Here is a 25,632-nt window from a genome sequence, read left to right as displayed (position 1 = left end):
CCGCTATCGTCCTCCCGCCTCATATAACAGTGCGTTGCAGATCGCCGCGGCGATATTGCTCCCGCCTTTTCGTCCTCTGGCGACGATCGCCGGGACATCCGTCCGAAGGATCAGTTCCTTTGCCTCGACTACGTTCACGAATCCGACCGGTACTCCGATGATGAGCGCCGGCCGGATCTTTTTTTCTTCGATCAGCTCATAGAGGCGCATTAACGCCGTCGGCGCGTTTCCGACTGCATAGATACACTCCGAATAAAGTCGCGCCGCCTTTTCGGCGCTGACCGCGGATCTCGTCATCCCGCTCGCCTTTGCAGCTTCCTTCACATCCTCATCCCCGATAAAGCAGTGCACATCGATCCCGAATTTTCTGGCCGCCGTCTTGTTGATCCCGGATGCCGCCATCGTCGTATCGGTGATGATCGGAAGCCCCCGATGGATCGCCTCTTTTGCCAGTCCGATCGCGCCTTCTGTGATCGTGAGGGTGTCGCGGTAGGAGAAATCGGCGGTGGTATGGATCACACGGCAGAGAACCGGAAGGGCATCAGCCGGATACCGGGAAACAAATTCCTCGCCCAGCTCTCCTTTTATGATCTCAAAACTCTTTTTTTCGATCTCCATCGGGCGGGTTGTCAGGAAATCGATCCCCGTCCGCTTTTTTAATTCTTCGGTCCAGTCAAGTCCACTCATCATCTCACATCCTTTCGTTCCAGGATCCGGTAGATCATATCCATATCCAGATTTTCCCGGATAATCTTAGCCATCTTGTCATACTGCTCTTCTTTATACTTTGCCATCGAGAAAGTTTCCCCGTTTTCATATGTCTCCGGACGAACACCTTTTCTCTCTGCGAGGAAATAGCGGATCGCATGCTGCATCTCTTCTGTGTCGAATACTCCGTGGACATAGGTTCCGAATACGTTTCCGCTGATACAGCCGTCTTCTTTCCCACCGGCCGGAGCTCCATTCGGATTCGAATCCGTTTTATATCCTGAACGCGCATCGGAATCCGTCGCCATCGCTGCGATATTTTCCCCATTTTCGTACTGGATCCACGAAAACGGCTGTCCGCCGTCCCGGATCGTCTCTCCCATATGAATCTCATATCCGTTGATCTTTACCGGTACTCCATCGTTTGAAAACCCGGCTGCCGTTCCATTTACTCTCGTCCTCGTCTTCTTCTCCGCAAAGATCGTGCGGATCGGCAGGAGCTCCATGCCGCGCATCGTTCCGCCTTCTTCCACACCATGCGGATCGGAAAGACTCGTTCCCAGCATCTGGAACCCGCCGCAGACGCCGATGACCGGGATCCCTTTTCCCGCCATCCGCGTGATTACAGCTTCCAGCCCGTTCTGGCGGAGCCACTTGAGATCTCCCATGGTGTTCTTTGTCCCAGGGAGGATGATGAGATCCGATCCGGTCAGTTCCTCCGGACGGCTCACATAAGAAAGCGCGATCCCCGGCAGTCGCTCCAGTGCATTAAAGTCCGTGAAATTCGAGATCCTCGGAAGCCGGATCACGGAGATCTTCGCAAAAGCCGCATGGCTGGAGCGGTCAAGAAGAGGTCCGGTTCCATGTTTTTCTGTCAGGCGCTCCGAGAGGCTGTCCTCATCGTCCACGTCCACATCCATGTACGGGATCACACCCGCAAACGGGATCCGGATCCGCTCATAGAGCATGGAAAGACCCGGTTTTAAGATCTCTTTATCCCCGCGGAACTTATTGATCACGAAGGCGCGGATCCGCTTTTGCTCCGCTTCTGTGAGCAGGGCCGCTGTCCCGTAGAGCTGGGCGAAAACGCCGCCCCGGTCGATGTCCCCGGCGAGAAGTACCGGCGCATCCAGCATCTCGGCGAGTCCCATGTTCACGATATCGTTTTCCCTCAAGTTGATCTCGGCCGGACTTCCCGCGCCTTCCACAACGATCACATCGAAGCGGGATGCCAGGGAATTGTAGGCATCCATGATGTCCGGGATTAGACTCTTTTTCATCTTAAAATACTCCGCCGCCGGATAATTGCCGCGGACCTCGCCGTTCACGATGAGCTGGGATCCCATGTTCGAGGTCGGCTTTAAAAGGATCGGGTTCATCGCCGCCTCCGGCTCGATTCCGGCTGCCTCCGCCTGCATGACCTGGGCCCGTCCCATCTCAAGCCCGTCCCGCGTAATATAAGAATTCAGGGCCATATTCTGGGACTTAAACGGTGCAGTCCTGAGCCCGTCCTGCTTAAAGATCCGGCAGAGCCCCGCCGCAAGAAAACTCTTCCCCGCATTCGACATGGTCCCCTGGATCATGATCACTTTTGCCATTTTGATTCCTCCACTGTGTGGTGTTTCACTTTTTCAGTCATGTTGTCTTCCTGCGTGAATTTGCATCCACTCGGGAATATTATTTTAGCTCTCTCCCAACAAAGCTCCCCGAATTGACCACTTTTCATTTTCAGTCAGCTCACCTGCCAGTGATTTCATAACACGCTCTGTTGAAAACCTTTTAAATCCAGCTAAATACTGTAATGTTTTTTCGTCTTTAATTTCTGCCAGGTTGATCCTATGATTTTCCACTGCTGCAAGAATCTCTTCCCGCATCGCAATCTTATCCTTCTTCCCTGTACCTGTCCAGGAAATTAATTGATCGAATGCCAATATCAGATATTCAAAACAAATCATATCCAGGATTATGACATGACCAGCTGACCGATCAGCGAATGATCTCAGAATACGATATTTATTCCGGATATCCTGATTATCTACTACATAATCAAATACAATATAATAGATATCTCCTGTATCCGGCTGCAGCTGATAGATTGCATCCAGAATTCCTTGATTGCTCTCTTTACTTTCGACAATAAGTTTACCCTCGAAGAAAAGCTGATTTACTAATTGCCAGAAATGAAGACCTGCACCAGTGTCCTCTGTCCATAAATACTTCATATCAAACTTCCTCTTCTAGAGTTATCTTATTATCTGCCAGTTCCAATACCTTAAAGCTCTTATCCGAAACATTCAGGCCATCGCAGTTCCTTAAGAAAAGCATATATTGATTTGAAAACTCAAAGTTAATAAATCTTCGGATCTCGTCATTGATCAGAATATCAGCATTATCGATCACAATAAAATTATTTCTGCACGTTTCAAGATCCTCCTGGATATTTTCCGACCGATAATTAAATAATTTTATAGCATGATATGCGTCAGTTTGTCTCAAGTCCTCAAGCATTTCATAAAGGACTGTTTTTCCGGTTCCGCTGTCGCCTCCGACAAGAGTAATGCGATCGTCAAAAGACAGATCATAGGAAAAAGGAGCTGCCTGAAAAGTAATATTTTTATAGATCATTTTTCTCTCTCCTTTCATACTCTCTGGTCCACCAGGTCTGATATCCAGCATTTCCTGTCACCACATCTTTCTCATTAAAACGAATTTCTGCATTGTCCGGAATTTCAACAAAACTTGGACGTGACATATAAATCTTTATGTGATCCAGCTGAAATATCATCTTCAAAACATTGGGACCACACTCTTCAACACATACCACTTTTTCTGGATGTTTTACAATATTCAGCAAGGTTTTACACCCAGAAGATAAGTTTCGGATTGTTCCCAGTCCATACTTTGTTTCTATGTGCTTATCAAGTGTCAGGATTGCATCATCCGCTTGAAAAATCAGATTTTTATCCTGTTCTGTCATTTCTTCATTGCTTGTGTTTAAATTAAAATAGAGATCATTTTTCAGAATCCAATTGGAAGATTCTTTTTTTTCTGTATAAATATCGATCATGTCAATCCTAGCTCCTTACTTATAATTTCGATAAAATCTCCATAGCTGCTTCCCACACCGCACAGATCCCCATCAGGATCCACGACGTCCGGTAAAGAAGTCTGTTTGCCCGGCGGATATCCTCCGGTTCCACCGGCCGCAGATCATCTCCGATATATTTCTTCTTTACGAGTTTTCCAAAGTACCACGCGTCCCCGGCAAGGCGCACCCGTAGCGCTCCGGCACAGACCGACTCTGTCTGCGCGGAATTCGGGCTCGCATGGTTGAAACGGTCCCGCAGGAAGATCTTTTTCGCATTTTTTCCGTCAAATTCGTGCCCTTTGGACGGCAGATACGCCGCAAAGATCATGATCCAGGCGCAGAGTCTCGATGGAATAAAATTCAAGACATCGTCCAGTTTCGCAGCCGCCCGTCCAAGGTACAGATATTTGTCATTCTTATACCCGACCATTGAATCCATCGTATTGACTGCCTTGTATACCCAGCCGAGGACCGGTCCGCCGATCGCCATGTAAAAGAGCGGTGCCGCAACACCGTCTGACGTATTTTCCGCGACTGTCTCCACCGCCGCCTTCGTGACACCAGTCATATCGAGCACTTTAGTATCCCGCCCAACGATCATCGACACCGCATACCGCGCCGCTTCAAGGTCGTCCTTTTTCAATTCCCGGTACACCTTCATGCTCTCATCCTTCAGGGATTTTACCGCAAAAAGCTGATAACACAGGATCACAGATGCCAAAAACCGGAGCCACGGGGAGATCCTGCCGCAGGTGTATAAGATCCCGCCGGATACGACCGCCGTTGTCCCGGTCACGAGAATAACAAGTACCACACCGCCAGCTAAGAGCGCACTCTCTCCCTCTCCAAAAAGCTTCCGGATCCCTTTCTCCAGAAATGAAATATAAGCCCCGATGAGCCGCACCGGATGATATAACCAGTGCGGATCCCCGAGGACCTGATCGAGCAGAAATCCGAGTGCGACCACTGCAAGTAATTCGAGTCTGTCTGTCATAAAAATCTTCCTTTAATGTTTGTTCCGTTCGTTGTCTATCATACCGCAAAACCGGCATTCCTCATATAGTGAACTGGTCTGATTTTTCTGCGTCATTTTAAATACTTTCCATTATTCTTATAAGCCATGATGATGATCACGATCGTCAGCACAAGAAACAGTCCAAGCCATAAAAATGCCGGAAAAACACGGCAAAGATACATTACCAAAAACGCAAGATCCAGCCCCCAGAGCATCTTTGTGACGCCCTCCGTATGGCACCATTTCGCCCGTTCCTCGTCCTCAACCAGAATTTTCGAGCTGATCGGCGTATAGATCCCACTGACAACAAGTGCACCGTAGATCAGAAATCCGATGCTGCATACCGATAATAAAAGAATCATGATTTTACACCCCCTATGATATTGGATTGTTCCGAAGAAACCGCACCTGACCGATCCGTCCATCCGGCGTTTCGATCTCCCCAAAGATCCCCTCGCCGTTCCCGACCTGCCAGTCATAGTAACTCTTCCGTTCTTTTGCAAGCGCCTCCATGACGGCCATGATCGTTCCCCCGTGGACGACGAAGACGAGTGTTTTGTCCGGATCCTCTGTCTCCCGGAAGAATCTCGCAAGGATCTCCCGGAACGCCTTCACAGTCCGCGCTTTAAACGTTTCCGTGCTCTCCCCGCCCGGGAATCCCTCAGCTCCCATCGTGTCAATAAAATGCTGATATTCCATGTCCCCTGAGAGTTCCAGATAGTTTTTATATTCAAACTTTCCAAAATCACACTCGGAAAGATCTTCGACCCGAACCCTCGGGACCTGCGGATAATCATGTTCCGGAAATAGTGTTTCCGCAGTCTCAAGGCAGCGTTTCATCGGGCTTGTGATGATCGCCGCAGGTTTTCCGGCAAGTTTCCGGATTTTTTTTGCCTCTTTGCCAAGCGTTTCGAGGGATTCCTGCGTCAGACTCTCATCCGTCCTGCCCACATATCGTTTCTCCAGGTTCCCCGGCGTTGCCCCATGCCGGATCAGTAAAAGTTTCACTTAAAACACCGCCTTTCCGATCACCGCCGCGAGCAGGATCCCAAGCTCACAGATCTGCAGGAAGAAACCGGCAAGATCTCCGGTCACACCACCGAATTCCTGTACTGCCATGTGGCGATACCAAAGGAAGATCAAAACCGTTGTAATTACAACAACACCGCCGCAGATACCGCCAAAGAGCAGTTCCAGAAATGCCGTCATGAAAAAGATCACGAGCATGCAGACTGCCACGGTCTTCTTTCTCGCATCCTTCATAAAATCTGCCAGCATCCCATGTTTTCGCGCCTCCGGAAATGTTGCGGTGGAAAGACCGCTGAGCGCCCTGGAAAGAATAAACCCGATCGCTGTGAGGAGCGCACTTCCCTCATCAAGTTCCGTGCACGCCGCCGCGTAGAGGATCAGATACAGTCCTCCGAAGATCACCGCAAACGCTCCTGTGTGCGTGTCCTTTAAGATTCCCAGCTTCTTCTCCCGGTCGCCATATGACGCTCTTGCATCGCAGGTGTCCATAAATCCGTCCATGTGGATCCCGCCCGTGATAAAAAGCGGCACTGCGAGGAGGATCCCCGCTGCCAGGATCTTTCCCGTCAGGATCCTGTCAAGTAGCAGATACATTCCAAAAAACACCGCTCCGATCACTGCCCCGATCGCGGGAAAAAAGCACATGGCGTATTTCATGTCCTCTTCCTTCCACTCAAACATCGGCATCGGGATCCTGGAATACATCGAAAACGCTATGATCGCCGCTCTCATGTCCGGACCTCCTTCTCATAATCCACGTACTGCTCGACGGAAATGTCGGAAAATGTGCTCATCTCTTCGTAAACACTCGCCCCCATCTTTAAGAGCGGGATCATCGCCACAGCCCCGCTTCCCTCGCCGAGATGCATCCCGAGATGGAGCGGCGCCGGAAGTCCAAGCATTTCAAGAACCGCTTTTCCGGCCGGTTCCCTGGAAATGTGCGAGGCAAAGAGATAATCTTTCGCCTCCCGGCGGATCAGGACCGCGAGAAGTGCCGATACAGTCGAGAGGAACCCGTCCATGAGGACCGGAAGTCCGGCCGCCGCCCCGCCTAAAAAGAGCCCGGTCATTCCCGCAAGGTCAAAACCGCCAAGCTCCGAAAGGACTGTCACAGCCGAGAGCGCCCCATTCTCATAATCTTCCTTCGTTCCGCCCCGGTACTGCGGATATGTTTCATAAAAGCGGCCGACCGCCATCGAAACCGCCCTTTTTTTCTTTTCCAGCCCGGCATCCGAAAGTCCGGCTCCCCGTCCGGTCGCTTCCTCCGGGGAAAGTCCCGTGAGCACTGCGCTCATCGCGGCAGCAGGCGTCGTATTTCCGATTCCCATCTCACCTGCAGCGAGAAGCTCATATCCCATATCCCGGAACGTAAACGCAAGTTCGATCCCGGAAACAAGCGCCTGCAGGCAGTCCCCTCTGCTCATCGCAGGTTCTCTCACGATATTTCCGGAACCTCTCGCAATCTTTCGGTCCATGATCCGGTGCGGATCCGGCTGTTTTACTCCGATCACTTCACAGTCCATCCCCATGTCCACCGGATAAAGATCTGTTCCGGCAATCCGGCACATTTTGGAAGTTGAAGTCTCCCCCCGCGTGAAATTCTCCGCCACGATCCGGGTCACTTCCTTCCCGGTCTGGGTCACGCCTTCCGAAACGACGCCATGATCCGCGCACATGACTGCAAGTGCGGACTTATCAAGCGTGATCCCGGACGCACTCCGCCTGATCCCGGCAATCCTTATAATATCGTCCTCCAGGATCCCGAGACTGCCGATCGGCTTTGCAACGGAATCCCATCGCTTTTTTGCGAGTTCCATCGCATGGCGGTCGGCTGGGACGATCTGTTTCAGATAGCTTTGAAATTTTTCTTCGATTGTCTCTGTTGTCATCGTGTTGTCACTCATTATCTTTCCTTATGTCATTCTTTTTGGATTTCCCAAATGGCTTCTCTCCAGCTTTGTGCCTGCTTTACAAAATGCTCCGCGATCTCCGGATTGCTGTAAAAATACAGATGTGGGAAACCGGCATAGAAGCTTTCTGTTGTGTATCCGCACTCCCAGCCGCGGGTCCCGACCGGTTTCTTCGCCTGAAAATCAGTTCCATTTTCCGGTGAATCCCAGTGGTGGAATTCATGGGCGCGAAACTGAGTTCCCTCCGGTCCGAGAAGTCCGTCCTTTTTCGCTGTCACGGTAATGTAGCCGAATCTTCCAAGTTTCCCTGTATCCTGGCTGTTTCCCGGAAGAACACCGGCCATTTCCCAGCGCTTTCCAGCCGGATCTTCGATCGACTCCTTCAAATAGAGATACCCGCCGCACTCTGCGATACAGGGAATCCCATTCCTGATCGCCTCCCGAATCGAAGAAAGCATCATTTTATTCTCTGAAAGTGCCTTCACATGAAGCTCCGGATATCCGCCACCAAGATACAGCGCAGATGTCTCCGGCGGGATCTCCTGATCCCGGATCGGGGAAAAATATTGGATCCTGGCTCCAAGTTTTTTTAAAAGATCCAGGTTGTCCTCATAGTAAAAACAGAACGCCTCGTCTCTTGCAACTGCGATCACGGGGATGCAGGAGTTTTTATTATCTTCTACAGGCGCTTCCAATTCTCTTTTTCCCTGAAAAATTGCTCTGCTTCCATCAAAAACCGCATGACACGCAGTATGGACAGCTGCTGCTCCTGATATTGTTTTTCCTTCCTGTTTTTTTATGATTTCCGGAATCTTAATTAGAAGTTCCGGAGCTTCCTCCGCTGCTTCCAGTATCCCATCCAGATCGATCCCCGCCCGGATCTTCTCCTTTACAAGCTCCAGCTTTTCCCTGAGCCCCGGGATCTCCTCCGGCATGACAAGCCCCAGATGGCGTGATTCCAGAGTCAGATCCCTGAGTTCCGGAATATATCCGAACACGCGGATCCCCAGCTCCTGCTCTGCCTTTTTCTTAAGTCCCGGATATATCATCGAAGACAGCCGGTTAAAGATCACGCCTGCAACATGGCTCCTCTCCTGATACTCCATAAAGCCCTTGATCGAGGCAAGTGCCGAAAGACTCCGTCCCTTCATGTCAACGATCAGGATCACCGGTGTATCCGTAAGATCCGCCACTTCCCATGCGCTGGCGCGCTCCGAAACACCGCCGAGACCATCATAAAATCCCATCACACCCTCAAGGACCGCGATCCGGCTCGCCGGAAGCCCCTTATTCTCCAGAACTTCCCGTCCCAGCAGATACCGCAGTGTATCCGCCCCCACAAAAAAGCTGTCCAGATTTCGCGATGGAATCTCCAGCACCGTCCGGTGAAACATCGGGTCGATATAATCGGGGCCACACTTAAAGGCGCGCACCGCCTCAATCCGCTCCTTTAGGAGTGAAAGAAGCACACAGGTGAAAAATGTCTTCCCGCCGCCGCTCTTTTCGGCGGCGATCATGATGCGGGGGAGACGGATGGAAGTTGGAGTGCTCTCTTCTGATAATCCATTTTTTAACATATTCATCATTCCAGATCTTGCCTCTCTAGTCTAAAAAGAGCTATTCTCAATCAAAATTTTCCAATATCCTTTTTGACTGGTTCCAATGCGCTGAATAATATTCTGGCTTTTCATTTTATCAATCTGATATTTTACACGATTAATTTTCCACCCCAATTGAGCTGCAATCTCTCTCTGTAATATCAGGCTGTTCTTTAATCAATGCCAGAACCGCTTTGCTCTTGTCTGTCAGGTTGTATTCCGTATACACGGAAATTTTCACAGCATCGTCGGTAAGCTTTTGAATATCTTGGTCGACTTTCTGAACATCTTGGTCGATTCCAATTCTTGTCTCTTCCATATTACGATAGAGATTAATGCGAAATCCAATCTCCATATCGCGAAACTCCGGCTCGCGTAATCCGTATTCCTGCATTGCTTCCATCAATTTCGGAATACCGCTGCCCCACGCCTCAATCAAGTATTTTGCGCTGTCTTTTGGACGCTGTGCCTTAAACTCAACATTTTTAGATTCACCTACAAGAATTTCCTCGATGTTCAAAATGTTACGTTGCTGTATTTTTCTGTTATTCTCGATTTTACCATTCTTACATCTAAATGGCAAGTTAATGACACTTTCGTTCTGAAGTTCTGAAGTTGAAAAGCTGGATTATATTCCCATTTCAGAATTTATTTTCACTTTATGTAGATTTGATTCCGTGTTCGGAATCTATTTCTGCAAGTGTTTGGCTTTAACCTGCATCACCCCACCACAAACCCCGAGAAATCAATCATACTCCCCAGCGTATTCCCCAGCGGCGTCGGGTCCATCGCTTCTTTGACTTTGCGGAGAGTTTTCTCGAAGAGATCACGGTCGCGGAAGACGTGGAGGAGGTCGGCGGTGTTTCTGGCGTCGTCGAGGGCGTCGTGCTGTCTGCCGGAGAAATCGATTCCGGCCATGTCGAGGGCGAGTTCCAGGGAGATCCGTCTTTCGAATCCGATGTGCGCATCGAATTCATTCTGGAAATCGGTCCACTCGGTGTCGATCAGGCCGTGTTCTTCGTCGGAAAGCTCGTATTCTTTTAAGAGGATCTCTTTTACGACCTGGTTGTAGTCAGAGTCACTCCAGGCATAGATCGTGACCTCATCTCCGGTTCCCAGGCACCAGTTTGTGAACATCCGGAATGCTTCCCTGAATACCGGTGCATTCGCTACCATCGCGTCTGTGATCCCGGTCAGATTCCGGATCTCCGCCGCGATCTTATCGTTGTATTCCGGTTTTACATATGTACGGAAGTTCCCGATCTCCTGCAGGTTTTCATCCAGCATAACGGCTCCGATCTCTATGATCTCGCTTTTGCAGATTTTTCTCGCTTCTGAGCTGCGCGCGATCTTGTTCATCTCCAGGTCGATTACAATATGTTTCATAAACGTTTCCTCCTGTACTCTGTATTTTCATTCCATTTGTTTCTATATACCATCAGTAATTTCATAGCGCCAGACATGGTTTGCAATCTTCTCCGCTGTTTTTCTAATCATCCCCCAGCTCGTCCAGCGCATCATCGACGCCATCCGCGTAGTCGCTGTCCCTGGCATAACGGTCATCGTCGTAATCCCCGTCCATATAGACGTCATCGTATCCGTCGTCGTAGGAATCCGCTGTACTTTTTCTGTAGCTGCTGGTTCCATAAGAACTTTTCGGCTTGCTGTAGGAAGAAGAGCTTCTGGATGCTGCAGAGCTGCTGCCGGAAGTACTGCTGCTTTTATAGCTGGATGATCCGGATGAGCTGCTTCCCGATGACTTTCCGTAGGACGAGGACGAACTGCTGCCCGAACTCCCCGACGGGTAAGAACTTGTATAAGATCTTCGGTACGGTTTGTGGAGATAACAGTAACTGCTCTCCGGTGCCCGCTTGTTGCTGCACCCGGTCACGATACATTTCGGTTCTGCTGCGTCGCTGACTGCTCCGATAAAACAGAGAAGTCCGATGATCGTACATAAGCCTGCTAAAAATCCTCCAAATGTCATATTTCTCATATAGATCCCCCTTTTCCTAATTCCGGATATTCCTGTGGATGATGCCGCAACCTGTTCCATGTGTTTTTTTCTTCGGTTTAAGTATTCTGCCTGCATCTTTCCTGTTTGACATTTTTATTATATCATTTCACCTGTCCTTTAAATATCCCACGTGTCCTGAATTTTCGTTCTCATTTCTCTGCTCCTGCCCCACTCCTTATTTTCACTCTCCATCTGAAGTATGATTTTATTATATCTGTCTGTCCTCACATTTTTTGGACAGGTCCTCCTGGATAAAAATTTCATCGCTATTTCCTCTGCATCAAAAAAAGCAGGAGCCGCCAAGTGCCCCTGCTTCCCATCTTTTATATTCTGTTTTTATGACTGATTTCCCTGGTACTGGTCGCTTCCGAATCCGAGGATCATTGAGAAGATCGGCTGGAGGAAGAAAAGTCCTACGCCAAAGCCGAAACCGTGTCCAAATGCTTTGGAAACATGCTGTTTTTCCTTGAAATCAATTACAAGGTAAGCAATCGTGCAAATCAGACCACCGAGGAACATCAGGGCGCTTGTCCCTGTGTTTTCGAGAAAGATATCTGCGAAAACTCCCAGTCCGATGTAAGTCCACGCGAGCTGCGGTTTCCACATCAGCTTATACTCCGTATAAACATTGTAGAACGGGATCAGGGATTTCCAGCATTGTCATATCTGTTTCCATGTGTCATCCACTTTTCTTCTTTTGCTGACCGATTTCGCATATGTCCGCCTTATCTGAAAGCCGGGTCGGTTTCCGGTCTCCGGCATTTATGCGGATTGGTTATTTTTAGTGTATCATATGGATGGGTACAAAATGGACACTGTTCATTTTTCTCCGAGCAGTTCTCCCATCTCTTTTAATCCTGTGAAAACAGCATCCGGAACAACGTCAGACTTCGGAATGTCTTCCGGCTTTGTCTCTCCGGTCAGGACCAGGATCCCATGTGCGCCGTTTGCCACTCCGGTCTTTACATCTGTATAGATACGATCTCCGACGAAGGAGACTTCCTCGCGCTTCGCTCCGGTCAGTTCCAGGACCATGTCCACTGTCTCTTTAAATGGTTTTCCGACATACTTCGGTTCTTTCCCTGTCGACAGGGAGATCGCCGCACATATGGCACCGCAGTCCGGAATAAAACCGTCTTTTGTCGGGCAGTTGATGTCCAAATGGGTTGCAAGAAAAACAGCACCGTTCCGGATATATGTGCAGGCGCGTTCCAGCTTTTCATACGTCAGTGTCATATCAAAGCCGATCACCACCACGTCCGGCATCTCTTTCGTCAGCCGGATCCCATTTTCGCGGAAATTATCTTCGAGATCCGGCGTCCCGACAAGATAGACTTCTTTTCCTGGATAATACTCTTTCAGATACTGGATCATCACATCGCCGGATGTGATGATCTGTTCTCTGCCAATATTGCATCCCATTTTTGCCAGTTTATCAATATAGGTTCCCGGTGATTTGGATGAATTGTTTGTAAAAAACACAAATCGTTTTCCGGCTTTTTTCACTTCATCCAGAAAATCCAGTGCTCCGTCGATCACATCATTGTCCAGATAAAAAGTCCCATCCATATCCAGGACAAATAATTCCGTCTCCTTCAAAATCTCATATTTCGTCATGTTCTTCTCCCTGTTTCTTCCCTTCAAAGCTCACGATCCACACCGGATTCAGTCCCATCATCAGGTGGCTGTTTCCGGCTTTTTTTGATCTGGCTGCTGTCAGGGTCACGAGCTCCGGTTCCGTTACCGGAAGTGTCTTCACCGCCGCAAGGACAGCTGCAAGAGATTCCGGTGTGATGAGGTTTACGACAAATCTTGTCTTAGGATTCTTCTTGAGACAGAGCGCAATGACTTCCTCCATCTTTCCGCTGCTCCCGCCGATGAAGACGTGCGTCGGAGCAGGAAGGTCATTCAATGCCTCCGGGGCATTTCCTGCGATGATTTTTGCATTTGTGAGTGCAAATTTCCGGAAATTCTGCTCCAGAAGTTCCACTGCTTCCGGGTTCTTCTCGATCGCAAAGACTTTTACCGAGTCGGAAAGTCCCGCGCACTCCACGGAGATCGATCCCGTTCCGGCCCCGACATCGTAGAGAACGGAATGTTCCGTCAGCTCCAGCTTCGATACGGAAACCGCGCGGACTTCCATCTTTGTCATCGGGACTTTGCCGCGAAGAAATTCCTCATCCGAGAGACCATGTGACAACGGCCGGAGCGGACCGTTCCATTCCGCATAGAGGACCGCCAGCGGCGGAGCCTTCCGCTCCCTGAATGTCTCCAGGGATCCGGAGAGGACCTGCTCCCCGTCCAGAGAGAGATTCTCACCGATAAAGAGCTTTGTCTCCTGCATTCCGAGTTCTTCCAGCTGTCCGCAGATCTTCCCGTAGAAATCGGTTCCGCCTCCAAGGACGAATGCGCGTCCGGTGCGTTTCAGTTCGGACGCAAAATTTGTCTCCTGACCATGCATGCTGAAGAGTGTTACATGATCCCACGGGCGCCGGATCTTTGCGAAAAAGTATCCGACCGATGAAATCCCCGGAATGATCGTGACTTCATACGATCCGCGCTTCTCCAGGACTGTGGAGAGCTTCTCCGCCGCACTGTAGAATCCGGTATCGCCTGACATGGCTCCACAGATGATCCCTGCTTCCGGATGGCTGTCCAGATAATCTGCGATCTTTTCCGGCTGATATGCCTCGTAGACCGACTTGTGGAAATCGGCAAGCTGTCTAACACAGCGGGATGCGCCGACGATCAGGTCGCACGCCTCAAGACGTTTCTTTGCCTCGCCTGTAAGCCAGGATGAATCTCCCGGGCCGGTTCCGATGAGGAAAACCTGGCGAATTTTTTCGTTTTTTATGTTTTCTCCGACCGCTGATCCGACGGAGTCTTCCTGTGCAGGAGCGGGCTGGTTCCGATCTGCTTTCTCCGGAGCGATATGATCTGTGTTTATCAGATCTGAACCTGTTTGGCAGCTTTCTCCTACCTGTTCCGGTCTGTCGTCCGCATCGTCTTTTTCATGCCCATCGGAAGCTGCGAGTGAAAAATTTTTCTCCAGATATTTGATTCCATCTTCCAGCGAGATCCCATCCTCCGCCGGACGCCCGATCACGACGAGTCCGACTCCGGCTTTCTTCGCTGCGCTGACTTTCTCCCCGAAGCCGCCGGCTTTCCCTGATTCCTTCGTCACCATCCATTTCGCATGGACGGATCTCATCATCGCGACATTCAGCTCTTCCGAAAACGGTCCCTGCATCGCGATCAGATGGATGCCGTAGAATCCCATGTCCGCACATGTCTTTACAACATCCGGCATCGAGAGGACGCGCGCGTAGACTCTCGTCTCCCAGTCCGGGAGCTCCAGAAACGCAGATAATTCCTTACTCCCGGTCGTGACAAAGACCGGTCCTTCAGTCATTTTCAAAAATTCGACTGCCGTGCGGACCGAATCGACAAATACCGGCTCATTTTTCCGGTCAGCCGCCATTTCCTGGATTTCCTCCAGCGTCTGGACCCGAATTCCGCTCCTGCCTCCGTCCCGCAGGATCCGCAAAAACGCCGTATCTGTCTTCTTCGCCGCCTCGCGGATATTTGCCGTAACGGCTTTCGCGAACGGGTGCGTCGCGTCCAGGATCAGATCGTACCCTTTTTCCCGGAACAGATCCTCCATCCCGTTCTCATCGATGCGCCCGTCATGGACATGGAGATTCGGTGCCTCCGGGATCTCCTCTTTTCCGTACTCTGTCGCGACGAAAACATCCGCCCGGACATTGCTCCCGGCCAGTCTCTCCGCGAGAAGCCGTCCTTCCGTGGTCCCCGCAAAGATCGCGATCTTTTTTTCTTCCTCTATTTTCATATCCGGTATCCTCTCGGTGTGACCATCCAGTCCTGTCCGCCAAGAACAGACTTTTCGGTCCGGCTGTTTCCGATAAACACAGTCGTGAACATGTCCGCCTCGTAGTCTTTTAATTCCGCGAGTGTCATGACTTTCTTCATTTCCCCGTCCCGTCCGATGTTTTTCACGATCCCGCAGACCGTTTCCGGAGATTTATACCTCAGGAAGATCTCACACGCACGTTTTAAATAGTCGGCGCGTTTTTTGCTCGACGGGTTGTAGAGGCAGATGGAAAAATCCGCCTTTGCCGCGGCATCGAGACGGGTTTCGATCGTCTCCCACGGGGTTAAAAGATCGCTCAGGCTGATCACTGCGAAATCATGCATGAGCGGAGCGCCGAGGACTGCTCCGCCGGAGAGCGCCGCCGTGATCCCTGGGATTACTTCCAGTTCCACATCCGGATATTTTTCTGCCAGCTCCAGGATCGGTCCCGCCATTCCGTAAACTCCGGCATCCCCGCTGCAGATCATCGCGACGGATCGTCCTTTTTCCGCCTCCGCAAATGCCATCTCGCAGCGCTCGATCTCCCGCTTCATCGGGGTCGTCAAGAATTCCTTATCGGGAAAGTACGGCTTCGCAAGCTCCACATAGACCGTGTATCCCACGATCACATCGCAGGTGTTAAGCGCCTTTACGGCACGGAGCGTCATGGATTCATATTCTCCGGGGCCCATGCCGACGACAGTCAGTTTTTTCATTGGTCCGTCCCCTTTCTGAATTCTGTGGAGAAGTCCGGCGCATAAAGTCTCGACTCCTCATAACCATTGTGATCTCTTGTCCCGAATACATCACCGATGAAGATCATCGCCGTCTTCCGGATCCCGTTTTCCTCTGCAGACCGTGCCAGCGTGGAGACGGTGCAGCGGACGATCTTCTCATCCGGCCATGTCGCCTTGTAGATGATCGCCGCAGGGGTATCCGGCTCATATCCGGCTTCCGCCAGCTCTTTTTCCATCTGCGCGAGCAGACCCGTGCTGAGAAAGACCGCCATCGTCGCATGGTGGGCTGCCAGGGAACGGAAATTTTCTTTTTCCGGGACATCCGTCCGCCCTGCCATCCGTGTGATGATCACGGACTGGGACACGCCAGGCAGCGTGAGTTCCGCATGGAGACTCGATGCAGCGCCGCAGAAGGAGCTGACGCCCGGGCATACATCGTAGGCGATCTTTTTCTCATCCAGCCGGTCCATCTGCTCCCGGATCGCGCCGTAGATCGCCGGGTCTCCGGTGTGGAGACGCACGGTCACCTTTCCGGCTTCTTCCGCTTTCTCCATGGCATCGATCACCTCGTCGAGCGTCATATAGGCGCTGTTTAAGATCTCACAGCCCGGCTTCGTCTCTTTCAACAGTTCCGGATTCACAAGGGATCCCGCATAGATCACGACATCCGCTTCCCGAAGGAATCTCTGTCCCCGGACCGTGATCAGATCCGGCGCCCCGCTTCCGGCTCCAACAAAATGTATCATGCACATCTTCCTCCCGATTTTTTATCGATATTTAACATTCTTCATGCCCTGTCATCACATGTCCACACACCGGGCTTACCTAAGATGATCTTCCTCTTCGCATAACGACTGCATTTTCAGCTCCGACAGTGCCTCTTTCAGGATCTCTGCCGCATCATCCGTCTCACCAAGGTACTCCCCTTTTGTTCCGAAGACGATCATTCCCGTCTTCAGCTCGTCCCGGGATCTGTGGGCGAGGTGCCAGGCGGCACGTTTTAGAAATACGCGGATCGTATCTTCCAGGATGCCTGCCTGTTTTAAGTGGTCCATCGCTTCGTCCGTCGTGTTGGATCCCTGGATCTTTCTTAATAGCTCCAGATCTTCGGTGCCCGCGGAAAGCGCGCAGGATAAGAGCGTGTCCATCCGCCCGTCGGCTTCCCTTGAATGTGTGTTCATGATCCCGTTTCCGATCTTCACGAGTTTTCCCATATGACCGGCGATCACGATCCCGGAAAAGCCGAGTTCTGCAGCGATGTCGATCGTCTTTCCGACGAAGTTGCTCATCGTAACGAGTGATTTTTCCAGACTTTTTTTCTGCTCATCCTGTTCGGAAGAATTCACCGAAGAGTTTCGATCGGAACAGTCCGAGGACTGACGATCCAACGGTTCCGTTTGATCGCAGATTCCTGAAGCCTCATCCTTGGATTTGTATTTTCCCGGACAGCTTTTTAAATATGTTTGCAGAAATCCCGCTCCCATATTTCCCGGTACAGCAATGACCCAGCGGCGCCCTTCCGCCTTTAAAACATTCAGATGCGTCCGGATCGTCTCCACGAGTGCTTCCTCGCTCATCGGCTCCACGATCCCGCTGGTTCCGAGCACCGAGATCCCGCCCTCGATCCCGAGGACCGGATTGAAGGTCTTTTTCGCAGCTTCCACACCAGCCGGGATCTTGATCGTAACGAGAACAGACCGGAGTTCCCCGGCCTCTTCGAGAAGTGCATCCACGGCGTCCCGGATCATCTTTCTCGGCACCGAGTTGATCGCCGCAGCGCCGACCGGCTGGTCGAGTCCCGGCTTTGTGACACGGCCGATCCCGATGCCGCCGTCGATCACGATCTGCGGAAGGAAACTGCCGACTGCATGGTCTGCAGCTCCCGTCTCTGCATCCGGAAATTCCGCCCGCGCGTACACGAGGATCCCGTTCGTCACATCATAGTCATCCCCGGCGTCCTTCCGGACTGCGCACTCCGCCCAGCCATCCCCGGAAGTTTTCTCCTCCAGCGCCACGCGAACCGGGATGCCTTTCGGGGTCATGAGTTCCTCTGTTTCTCTCCAGGAACCAGTGAGAAGGAAACGCACTGCCCCCTGGGCCGCAATCGCCGCGCAGGTTCCCGTTGTGTAGCCGCATCTTAACTTTTTATGGTCCTTATATACAAACGTCTCCATTGTTTTCCTCTGCCCCTGCAGGCCCCGCAACTTTTGTTATCTCGCGATCTCATTCCGGTCCGCCAGCAGCACCTCCAGGATCCCGTCCGCAGTGTAATCGGAGGCTGTCAGGGCATTTGTCACTCCATACTCCGCGAGGACCGCCGCTGTCACTTTTCCGATGCAGACCGGGCGCGCCGTCCCAAACAGAGCTGCCGCATCTTTCTCCCGTCCTGCGAAAAATCCGCGGACGCCGGAACCACTTTCAAATGTGATGTAGTCGGCATGTTTCAGCCGCGAAAGATCTGTCTGCTCCGCCCGCACATCATAGATCGGGATGTCATCAAACAGATATCCCTGTTCTTCCAGCCGATCCGTGAGGATCTTTGATCCCTGTTTTGCCCGTGGGATCAGAAGTTTTCCACTCTCGGAAATCCCGGAAATTTCTCCTGCTTCTTTCAGATGCGCCGCAAGTCCGTCTGCCAGCGCCTTCGTCGTGTATTCTTTCGGGATAAAGTCCGGCGTGATCCCGATATTTGCGAGATACTCCCCGGTCCCGCGCCCGACAGCGGCAAACTTTAAGGAGCCGAGTTTTCTGAGATCCACATGCTTTTCATGCATCCGCTCGAAGAAGATCTTCACCGCATTCCGGCTTGTGAAGATCACCCAGCTGTACTGTGCAAGATCCGTGAATGCCTGATCCAGGCGATCCATCGGTTCTCTCACTACGACCGACTCCCCGGCGCGGATCGTCTTCGCCCCTTCGACTGCCAGCCGGTCCATGATCCGTCCTCCGACGGCTTCCGTTCCGGTGACTCCGACTGTAATTCCGGTGAGCGCGCCCGGGACCATGGATGTAAAGTGGAATGCGCAGACCTCACCGACCGCGATGATCCCCGGCGGTGTGAGTCCCGATTTTCTCACGGCTTCCGGTAGGTCTTTCAAGGATGCCCTCACTACACGCATTCTCGAAAGTGTTCCGTCCGTCACAACGGCAGCGGGCGTCTCCCCGTCTTTTCCGCCGTCCATGAGACGTTTCACGATCTCCTCAAGGTTGGATAATCCCATCAGAAAGATCAGGGTTCCCGGGAGTTTCGCATACAGGCTGTAATCCCCGTGGAGTCCTTCGCCGTCCTCATGGGAGATATGTCCTGTAAAGACATGGAAATCTCTTGCGATATTCCGGTGTGTGACCGGGATCCCGGCCGCTTCCAGTGCTCCGATCGCGGATGTGACGCCCGGGACGACCTCATAGGAGATTCCTGCCTCCGTGAGTGCCTGGATCTCCTCGCCGCCTCGCCCAAAGACGAAGGGATCTCCACCTTTTAAGCGGACTACACGTTTCCCCTCCAGTGCTTTCTCCACAAGGATCCGGTTGATCTCCGACTGTTTTTTGATGTGGTGACCCGCCTCTTTCCCGACATAGATCCGCTCGCAGGATTCCGGCACTAAAGACAATAATTCCTCGGAGCCAAGCCGGTCATATACGAGAACTTCCGCCGCTTTTAAGATCTGCTGCCCCTTTACAGTGAGCAGACCGCCATTTCCCGGACCTGCTCCGACGAGAAATGCCTTTCCTGCCGGCACATCCCCATCGGTTCCCTGTCTGACAAGAAGCTCCGCGAGTCTCATGGAATCCTCCGCTGCTCCTGAAACCTGAGTGCGGGTTACTCCGTTCTTTGTTTCCCTCATCAGATCCATCCGGAAGCTTCCATTCTCTTCCTTCGCGTACACACCAACTGCCGCGGTACAGCCTGCCCCAAGAAGACGCAGGACCTTCCGCTCCGCAAACAGGGCGCGCTCCGCCTCTCTGTCATTCAGTTTTTCCAGGATCTTTAAAACCTCGCTGCCTTTTTTTGCCTCAACAGCGATGATCCCCTGCCCGCCCGCCGGGATAAAGATTTCCGGTTCCAGGAATTCAAATGAAAATCTCGGATCATCCAGAAGTCCGAGGCGGGAGAGACCAGCAGCAGCAAGAATGATCCCGTCATACTCTCCCGCATATAGTTTTTCCAGCCGTGTATCGACATTTCCGCGAAGAAGTCTGCACTCCACGTCCCCGCGCTCCATGATCTGAACCTGGCGTCTCGGGCTTCCCGTTCCGATGATCCGCGGCATCCGCTCCGAAGTCCGGCCTTTTACCGTTACAAAGACGTCTCTCGGATCTTCCCGTTTTAAAACTGCCCCAATGCAGAGCCCGTCGCTCAGATCCATCGGCATGTCCTTCGCGCTGTGGACCGCAAGGTCGATCTCCCCGTTTAACAGTCCCTGCTCAAACTCCTCGACAAACGCGCCTTTTCCGCCGAACGCCACGAGGGATGTCTTTAAGATCTTATCGCCTTTTGTCATCAGCGGCACCAGCTCGCACACGACCTCCGGACATACTGCCTGGATCGCCTCCGCAACCATCTTTGTCTGAACGAGCGCCAGTCTGCTCTTGCGCGTTCCGATCCGGATCGTCCGCCATTTTTTTGTCTCCATGCGCTACTGTTCCTCCCTGTCCTTCGCGATAATAAGGGAATAATATCCCGCGTCCTCCGCAATCTCCGAAGCGCTCTCAAAAAGCCGTTCGCCGTCCATTCCGCAGTTTTCCACCATCCAGGCCGGAAGCTCTCTTTCCATGAGTTCCCGCTTCACGTCCCCGATCTTTTTTCCTGACTTCATTAAGATCTTTGTTCCCGGGAGCTCCAGTCCGTCTGCGACCGGATAGGATCCCGGCAGAATGTGGATCGCCTCCGCCTTTTCCCCGAGGGAAATCCCGAGTTTTGCCGCCGCCGCGCAGAAGGACGGGACCCCGTTTACCAGGATCGACTCATATCCGAGACTCAAAAGTTTCTGATGGACATAGCCGTAGGTCGAATAGATCGTCACGTCCCCCAGCGTCAGAAACGCGATGGTCTTTCCCTGGTCCATAAGCGCCGTAAGGCTCTGAACCGCCGCCTCATGGCTCTCCCTTAACACAGTCTCATTTTTTGTCATCGGAAACACCACAGGGATGATCTCCTTATCTTTGATCTCCGGAACTGCCCCGCTGGCGATCTGATATGCGGTGCAGGACTCCCGGTCTTTTCCCGGGATCGCGATCACATCTGCTTCTCGGATCAGGCGGACCGCCTTCAATGTCATAAGCTCCGGGTCACCCGGTCCCACTCCGATTCCATAGATCTTTCCCCGCATGATGGTTCTCCTTTATTCTCCAAGTTTTTGTTTCTTTCCGCATTGTGTCTGCAAAAATTACGCCGGTGTCTCCCCGTTAAAGTTTCCGTAAAACAGTTCCGGCATCGGTCCCTTTCCTCTCAGGTATGTAAACAGGTCGCTGAGAAGCTCCGCCCCGACCGGGACTGCCTCATGGAATTCGCTCTCCAGATGGTCTGTGATCGACTCACATCCCGGTGTCGGCTGTTTTCTCATGAACATGCCGTGGATCACCCCGTAGCAGCCCGTAAAGCGAAGCAGGAAGCAGCAGAACCGCTTCGTCCATTCGCTGGAGTTGATGAACAGCCGGTTCATGGTCCTAAAGCTCATAATGGCCTTTGCGACCTTGATCGGGTCCTCATCGAAAAGTCTTGAGGAGGCGCGGACAGTCTGGGCAGTAATCTTTAAATGGCAGGTGAGGTTTGAGTGGAGCGGCCGCATGTGTTCGCGCTCCAGAAGCCGTCTCTCCAGCTCCGTCTCGATCTCCGCGTGGGTGATCCCGGTCCGTTTCTCCTCCGCGTTCACATAGGCATGGACCCGGTTATCCAGACAGAAATGGCAGGCAACGCCCATGAGGTATGCGATCATCTCATCCCGCTCGTCCCGCGTCTCCGCTTCATGGACCAGCATCTTTCCCCGCTCAAAAAGCTTTGCAGCCGGTTCCCCGTGCATTCTCACGCCTTTCTGGTTCACCTTGTTCTTTCCGAGCGCTTTGTAAAAAAACAGGACATCCGGTCCATGCGCGCCAAGAAGAAAGCAGTACCGCTCTTTCTTTATGATCCGCTTGATGACCGGATCTGCCTCCATATATACTTTTCTCCCGTAAAGATCATGTGCAAATGCTGCCGGCATGAAACTCATCTCCTTTGTAATATAAAAAACAGAGTAACTGTTCCGTAGATCTGCGCACTTGCTGCGCTGACCGTAATATAACATAGGTTTGAAGGCAAAAATCCCATCGGCGAAGCCGGTTTGGAATGGATGTCTGCCCGCAATCGTGAGGGTATTGAACAGTTACAAAACGGAAAAAAGCTGTGACAAAATGACTCGCCACAGCTTTATGAAATTCCTTATTTATTTGATTTCGGACTTGCCGCCCATATACGGTCTTAAAACTTCCGGAATTCTTACGGAACCATCTGCCTGTAAGTTGTTCTCCAGGAAAGCGATCAGCATTCTCGGCGGAGCTACAACCGTGTTGTTTAAGGTGTGGGCGAAATATTTCTTTCCGTCCGCTCCGTTTACACGGATTCTTAAACGTCTTGCTTGAGCGTCGCCAAGGTTGGAGCAGCTTCCTACCTCGAAGTACTTCTTCTGTCTCGGGGACCATGCCTCAACATCGACAGATTTTACCTTCAGGTCAGCGAGGTCACCGGAGCAGCACTCTAAGGTACGAACCGGGATGTCCATGGAACGGAACAGGTCTACGGTGTTCTGCCATAACTTGTCGAACCACATCTTGGATTCTTCTGGCTTGCAGACAACGATCATCTCCTGTTTCTCGAACTGGTGGATACGATATACACCGCGCTCCTCGATGCCGTGTGCGCCTTTCTCTTTACGGAAGCACGGAGAATAGCTTGTTAAGGTCTTCGGAAGTTCCTCCTCCGGGATGATCTGGTCGATGAATTTACCGATCATGGAGTGCTCACTTGTACCGATGAGGTAGAGGTCCTCGCCCTCGATCTTGTACATCATAGCGTCCATCTCTGCGAAGCTCATAACGCCGGTAACAACATCGCTGCGGATCATGAACGGCGGTACGCAGTATGTGAATCCACGGTCGATCATGAAATCTCTTGCATATGCGATCACTGCAGAATGAAGTCTTGCGATATCGCCCATTAAGTAGTAGAAACCGTTTCCGGCAACTCTTCTTGCAGAGTCAAGGTCGATTCCGTTGAATCTCTCCATGATCTCTGTGTGGTACGGGATCTCGAAATCCGGAACGACCGGATCACCGAATTTCTGTACTTCCACGTTCTCGCTGTCATCTTTACCGATCGGAACGGACGGATCGATGATGTTCGGGATCGTCATCATGATCTTTTTGATGCGCTCCTCGAGGTCTTTTTCTTTCTCCTCAAGTTCAGCAAGGTGATCGGAAGCTGCGGTAACCTGTTTCTTTACCTCTTCTGCTTCTTCTCTCTTTCCCTGTCCCATTAACGCACCGATCTGTTTGGAGATCTTGTTTCTGTTTGCGCGGAGATCATCAGCCTCTTTCTTTACTTTTCTGTTCTCCTCGTCCAGCTCGATCACTTCGTCTACTAACGGAAGTTTCGCATCCTGGAATTTATTCCGGATGTTCTGCTTTACGACTTCCGGATTTTCTCTTACAAATCTTAAATCTAACATCGCTTTTCTCCTTATTTTTGCAGCAATTCCAACATTTCAGGATCAGGCCTGCTCATTTCCGGTCGATCTGCGGAAACGCCGCGTAAATTTTCTCTCTTCCGGCTTTATCAGATCCGGTGCCGTCCGTGGACCCGGAGTTTTCCTGATACACGTTCTCCGATATCTGACAGCTTTTCTACGTAAAACACGCTTTGGTAAAAATATATCATATTTCTTCGAGAAAAGGAAGGGGATTTCTCTTACTTTTTTATCAGTTTCCCCAGAATCTTCTCAAAGCAGACGCCGTTCGCGTGCGGGATCTGCTCCTCATCGGAGACTTTGATGCACTCTTTCACGAAACCTGCTGCCTGAGCGACTGCCTCGGGAAGGGACTTTCCATTTAGGAGCGCACCCGCCACAACGGAGGAGAAAACATCTCCGGTTCCCGGGCGCTCGCCGCCGGAAGATCTTGTCCTGATAAATTTTGCTTCCATCTGCCCGCGTTCCAGGACCACGTTCGTGTAATAGCTGCCTTCGCGGACTCCCGTGATGACCACTGACTTCGCACCCATGAGCCGAAGCATCATCGCCATATTTAAAAGCTCCCGCCGCGTCCAGTTTTCCTTTTTGTAGGGGGTATCCGTGAGGATGCAGCACTCCGTCACGTTCGGGAGGACGATATCCGCCATGCAGACGAGTTCCTTCATCTGCTCGCACATCTCCGGCGTGTAGGTCTCATAGGCATGTCCATGGTCTCCCATGACAGGATCGACGACGACAAACGTCTCCTCCGACTCCAGTTTCCGGATCATGTCCATGACGATCTCGATCTGTGCCTCCGAGCCGAGAAATCCTGTCGCCACCGCATCGAAGGAGAGACCGAGTTCCTTCCACTTGTCAGTGTAGGCTGTCATTTTTTCCGTGTAATCATCGAAGAAATACACCGGAAATTCCGTGTGGTTCGAGAGAATCGCTGTCGGTACCGGACAGCACTGATGGCCCATGACCGATAAAACAGGAATAGCCACTGTTAATGAACAGCGGCCATACCCGGAAAGATCATTGATCACAGCAATTTTTTTCTGCATAATTTTTCTTCCAGTCTTTCTGTGTTTCCGCAATCCCCCTCGTTTATACACTGCCGTTCCCGGGATTCCTATTCACACGGGCATCAGCACATAGACAAATAGAAATTCTGCGGAAAATAGTTTGATTCATATCTTTCAGTTATTTTCCCTGAATCCTGATCTTTTACACTCTCTCTGCAGCAATCAACCCCGCTTTTCTTAAAGCCGGGCGGAGCGCTGCGTAGAGGATCACGGCGATCACGGAATTGATCACTGCATTGATGATCGTCGTGTACGTTGTGATCGCAAGGAGCGCCTTGATCGCGGATGCGGCTTTGTCAGCATTCGGGAATAATAAGGTGTACCATACATACTTTAACGCCGGCTCGAAGAAGCAGTTGAAGCCGAGACCGCAGACTGCAGCGATCGCGGACCAGCGGATCACATACGCATGGTCATGTTCATCGGAAAGCTTCGCGATCTTATGAGCTACGAAGCCGACGATCAGGCCGATCACAAGCTTTGTGATAAAGGTTCTCGGTGCAGATGCCGCGTAACCGCCGACAATATCAGCGATCGATAAGCCGACCGCTCCGGAAAGACCTCCGTAGACACCTCCGAGGAGGTACGCGGAAAGGACGACGAACGCATTTCCGATGTGGATCTTGCTTCCGCTGGCTGAGATCGCCGGGAACACCGCATATCCGATATAGCAGAGCGCCGCCATCAGGCCCGCCTGCGCGATTTTCATTAACTGGTCATTCTTTTCTTTCATAATTAAGTCTCCCCTCGTGTGTTACTGACAGTCCATCCGGCAGTTCTCTTCAGATGTATGCCGTCCGGCATCAGGAATCGCTCTTCGTGAATATGAGCTTCCGAAGCCATTCCGACAGGTCATGCAGGAGCTGTC

General features: G+C 51.6%; 27 protein-coding genes. All 27 read right to left on the bottom strand.

Going from position 1 to position 25,632, the window contains the following annotated elements:
- Positions 1-3 precede the first annotated feature (3 nt).
- Complete coding sequence (locus GPK90_RS06200) at positions 4-687, bottom strand: precorrin-8X methylmutase (protein ID WP_252197372.1); 684 nt, start codon at positions 685-687, stop codon at positions 4-6.
- A complete protein-coding gene (locus tag GPK90_RS06195) occupies positions 687-2,306 on the bottom strand; it encodes a cobyric acid synthase (protein WP_215702523.1) in 1,620 nt (539 codons plus the stop codon). Before GPK90_RS06195 ends, GPK90_RS06200 begins: the two co-directional genes overlap by 1 nt.
- 84 nt (positions 2,307-2,390) lie before the next feature.
- Entirely contained in the window at positions 2,391-2,930 is a 540-nt protein-coding gene (locus GPK90_RS06190; protein ID WP_243022352.1) for a hypothetical protein, read from the bottom strand.
- 1 nt (position 2,931) lies between these two features.
- Positions 2,932-3,333, bottom strand: coding sequence for an ATPase (locus tag GPK90_RS06185; protein ID WP_118532791.1), 402 nt, complete (start codon positions 3,331-3,333; stop codon positions 2,932-2,934).
- Positions 3,323-3,775, bottom strand: a complete 453-nt coding sequence (locus GPK90_RS06180) for a DUF4869 domain-containing protein (RefSeq protein WP_215702522.1) — start codon at positions 3,773-3,775, stop codon at positions 3,323-3,325. Before GPK90_RS06180 ends, GPK90_RS06185 begins: the two co-directional genes overlap by 11 nt.
- 19 nt (positions 3,776-3,794) lie before the next feature.
- Positions 3,795-4,790, bottom strand: a complete 996-nt coding sequence (gene cbiB / locus GPK90_RS06175; RefSeq protein WP_215702521.1) for an adenosylcobinamide-phosphate synthase CbiB — start codon at positions 4,788-4,790, stop codon at positions 3,795-3,797.
- A gap of 92 nt (positions 4,791-4,882) precedes the next feature.
- Positions 4,883-5,173, bottom strand: coding sequence for a hypothetical protein (locus GPK90_RS06170; protein ID WP_118298130.1), 291 nt, complete (start codon positions 5,171-5,173; stop codon positions 4,883-4,885).
- 13 nt (positions 5,174-5,186) lie between these two features.
- Positions 5,187-5,819 (bottom strand): histidine phosphatase family protein, encoded by a 633-nt coding sequence (locus tag GPK90_RS06165; protein ID WP_215702520.1) that lies wholly within the window; start codon positions 5,817-5,819, stop codon positions 5,187-5,189.
- Entirely contained in the window at positions 5,820-6,572 is a 753-nt protein-coding gene (locus GPK90_RS06160) for an adenosylcobinamide-GDP ribazoletransferase (protein ID WP_215702519.1), read from the bottom strand.
- On the bottom strand, positions 6,569-7,744 hold the full coding sequence (locus tag GPK90_RS06155) for a nicotinate-nucleotide--dimethylbenzimidazole phosphoribosyltransferase (RefSeq protein ID WP_252197356.1): 1,176 nt from the start codon (positions 7,742-7,744) through the stop codon (positions 6,569-6,571). Before GPK90_RS06155 ends, GPK90_RS06160 begins: the two co-directional genes overlap by 4 nt.
- A gap of 14 nt (positions 7,745-7,758) precedes the next feature.
- Positions 7,759-9,336, bottom strand: coding sequence for a cobyrinic acid a,c-diamide synthase CobB (locus tag GPK90_RS06150; protein ID WP_215702518.1), 1,578 nt, complete (start codon positions 9,334-9,336; stop codon positions 7,759-7,761).
- Positions 9,337-9,466: 130 nt separating this feature from the next.
- Positions 9,467-9,868 (bottom strand): ATP-binding protein, encoded by a 402-nt coding sequence (locus GPK90_RS06145; RefSeq protein WP_252197355.1) that lies wholly within the window; start codon positions 9,866-9,868, stop codon positions 9,467-9,469.
- A 200-nt stretch (positions 9,869-10,068) separates the two neighbouring features.
- Positions 10,069-10,734, bottom strand: coding sequence for a 3'-5' exonuclease (locus tag GPK90_RS06140; RefSeq protein WP_142411514.1), 666 nt, complete (start codon positions 10,732-10,734; stop codon positions 10,069-10,071).
- A gap of 103 nt (positions 10,735-10,837) precedes the next feature.
- Positions 10,838-11,344: a hypothetical protein gene (locus tag GPK90_RS06135; protein WP_215702517.1), complete on the bottom strand. Its 507-nt coding sequence runs from the start codon at positions 11,342-11,344 to the stop codon at positions 10,838-10,840.
- A gap of 138 nt (positions 11,345-11,482) precedes the next feature.
- On the bottom strand, positions 11,483-11,629 hold the full coding sequence (locus GPK90_RS06130) for a hypothetical protein (RefSeq protein WP_215702516.1): 147 nt from the start codon (positions 11,627-11,629) through the stop codon (positions 11,483-11,485).
- Between the two features lie 72 nt (positions 11,630-11,701).
- Positions 11,702-12,007 (bottom strand): DUF5684 domain-containing protein, encoded by a 306-nt coding sequence (locus GPK90_RS06125; protein ID WP_346011215.1) that lies wholly within the window; start codon positions 12,005-12,007, stop codon positions 11,702-11,704.
- Positions 12,008-12,184: 177 nt separating this feature from the next.
- On the bottom strand, positions 12,185-12,982 hold the full coding sequence (locus GPK90_RS06120) for an HAD-IIA family hydrolase (RefSeq protein WP_118513382.1): 798 nt from the start codon (positions 12,980-12,982) through the stop codon (positions 12,185-12,187).
- Positions 12,969-15,215, bottom strand: coding sequence for a precorrin-6A reductase (gene cobK / locus GPK90_RS06115; RefSeq protein WP_215702514.1), 2,247 nt, complete (start codon positions 15,213-15,215; stop codon positions 12,969-12,971). The genes GPK90_RS06120 and cobK overlap by 14 nt, the downstream gene beginning before the upstream one ends.
- Positions 15,212-15,952: a precorrin-3B C(17)-methyltransferase gene (gene cobJ, locus GPK90_RS06110; RefSeq protein ID WP_118321017.1), complete on the bottom strand. Its 741-nt coding sequence runs from the start codon at positions 15,950-15,952 to the stop codon at positions 15,212-15,214. Before cobJ ends, cobK begins: the two co-directional genes overlap by 4 nt.
- Positions 15,949-16,719 (bottom strand): precorrin-4 C(11)-methyltransferase, encoded by a 771-nt coding sequence (gene cobM, locus GPK90_RS06105; protein ID WP_118532078.1) that lies wholly within the window; start codon positions 16,717-16,719, stop codon positions 15,949-15,951. The genes cobJ and cobM overlap by 4 nt, the downstream gene beginning before the upstream one ends.
- A 75-nt stretch (positions 16,720-16,794) precedes the next feature.
- A complete protein-coding gene (gene cbiD / locus GPK90_RS06100; protein ID WP_215702513.1) occupies positions 16,795-18,147 on the bottom strand; it encodes a cobalt-precorrin-5B (C(1))-methyltransferase CbiD in 1,353 nt (450 codons plus the stop codon).
- A 36-nt stretch (positions 18,148-18,183) separates the two neighbouring features.
- Complete coding sequence (gene cobA, locus GPK90_RS06095; protein ID WP_215702512.1) at positions 18,184-20,607, bottom strand: uroporphyrinogen-III C-methyltransferase; 2,424 nt, start codon at positions 20,605-20,607, stop codon at positions 18,184-18,186.
- Positions 20,608-20,610: 3 nt separating this feature from the next.
- Positions 20,611-21,303: a precorrin-2 C(20)-methyltransferase gene (gene cobI, locus GPK90_RS06090; RefSeq protein WP_118298110.1), complete on the bottom strand. Its 693-nt coding sequence runs from the start codon at positions 21,301-21,303 to the stop codon at positions 20,611-20,613.
- 57 nt (positions 21,304-21,360) lie between these two features.
- Positions 21,361-22,173: a zinc dependent phospholipase C family protein gene (locus tag GPK90_RS06085; protein WP_182426816.1), complete on the bottom strand. Its 813-nt coding sequence runs from the start codon at positions 22,171-22,173 to the stop codon at positions 21,361-21,363.
- A 222-nt stretch (positions 22,174-22,395) separates the two neighbouring features.
- Positions 22,396-23,676: a serine--tRNA ligase gene (gene serS / locus GPK90_RS06080; RefSeq protein ID WP_118298108.1), complete on the bottom strand. Its 1,281-nt coding sequence runs from the start codon at positions 23,674-23,676 to the stop codon at positions 22,396-22,398.
- Between the two features lie 239 nt (positions 23,677-23,915).
- Positions 23,916-24,743 (bottom strand): pyridoxamine kinase, encoded by an 828-nt coding sequence (locus GPK90_RS06075; RefSeq protein WP_118321011.1) that lies wholly within the window; start codon positions 24,741-24,743, stop codon positions 23,916-23,918.
- A gap of 163 nt (positions 24,744-24,906) precedes the next feature.
- Positions 24,907-25,497 carry an ECF transporter S component gene (locus GPK90_RS06070; RefSeq protein WP_118532068.1) on the bottom strand — a complete coding sequence of 197 codons (591 nt, stop codon included), beginning with the start codon at positions 25,495-25,497 and terminating at the stop codon, positions 24,907-24,909.
- Between the last annotated feature and the right edge of the window lie 135 nt (positions 25,498-25,632).

Origin of the sequence: Clostridium sp. MCC344 (assembly GCF_018785365.1) — a bacterium.
In the GTDB taxonomy this organism is placed as follows: domain Bacteria; phylum Bacillota; class Clostridia; order Lachnospirales; family Lachnospiraceae; genus Pilosibacter.
The sequence above is the reverse complement of the archived record's forward strand: the minus strand, read 5'-3'. Positions and strand labels throughout refer to the sequence as shown.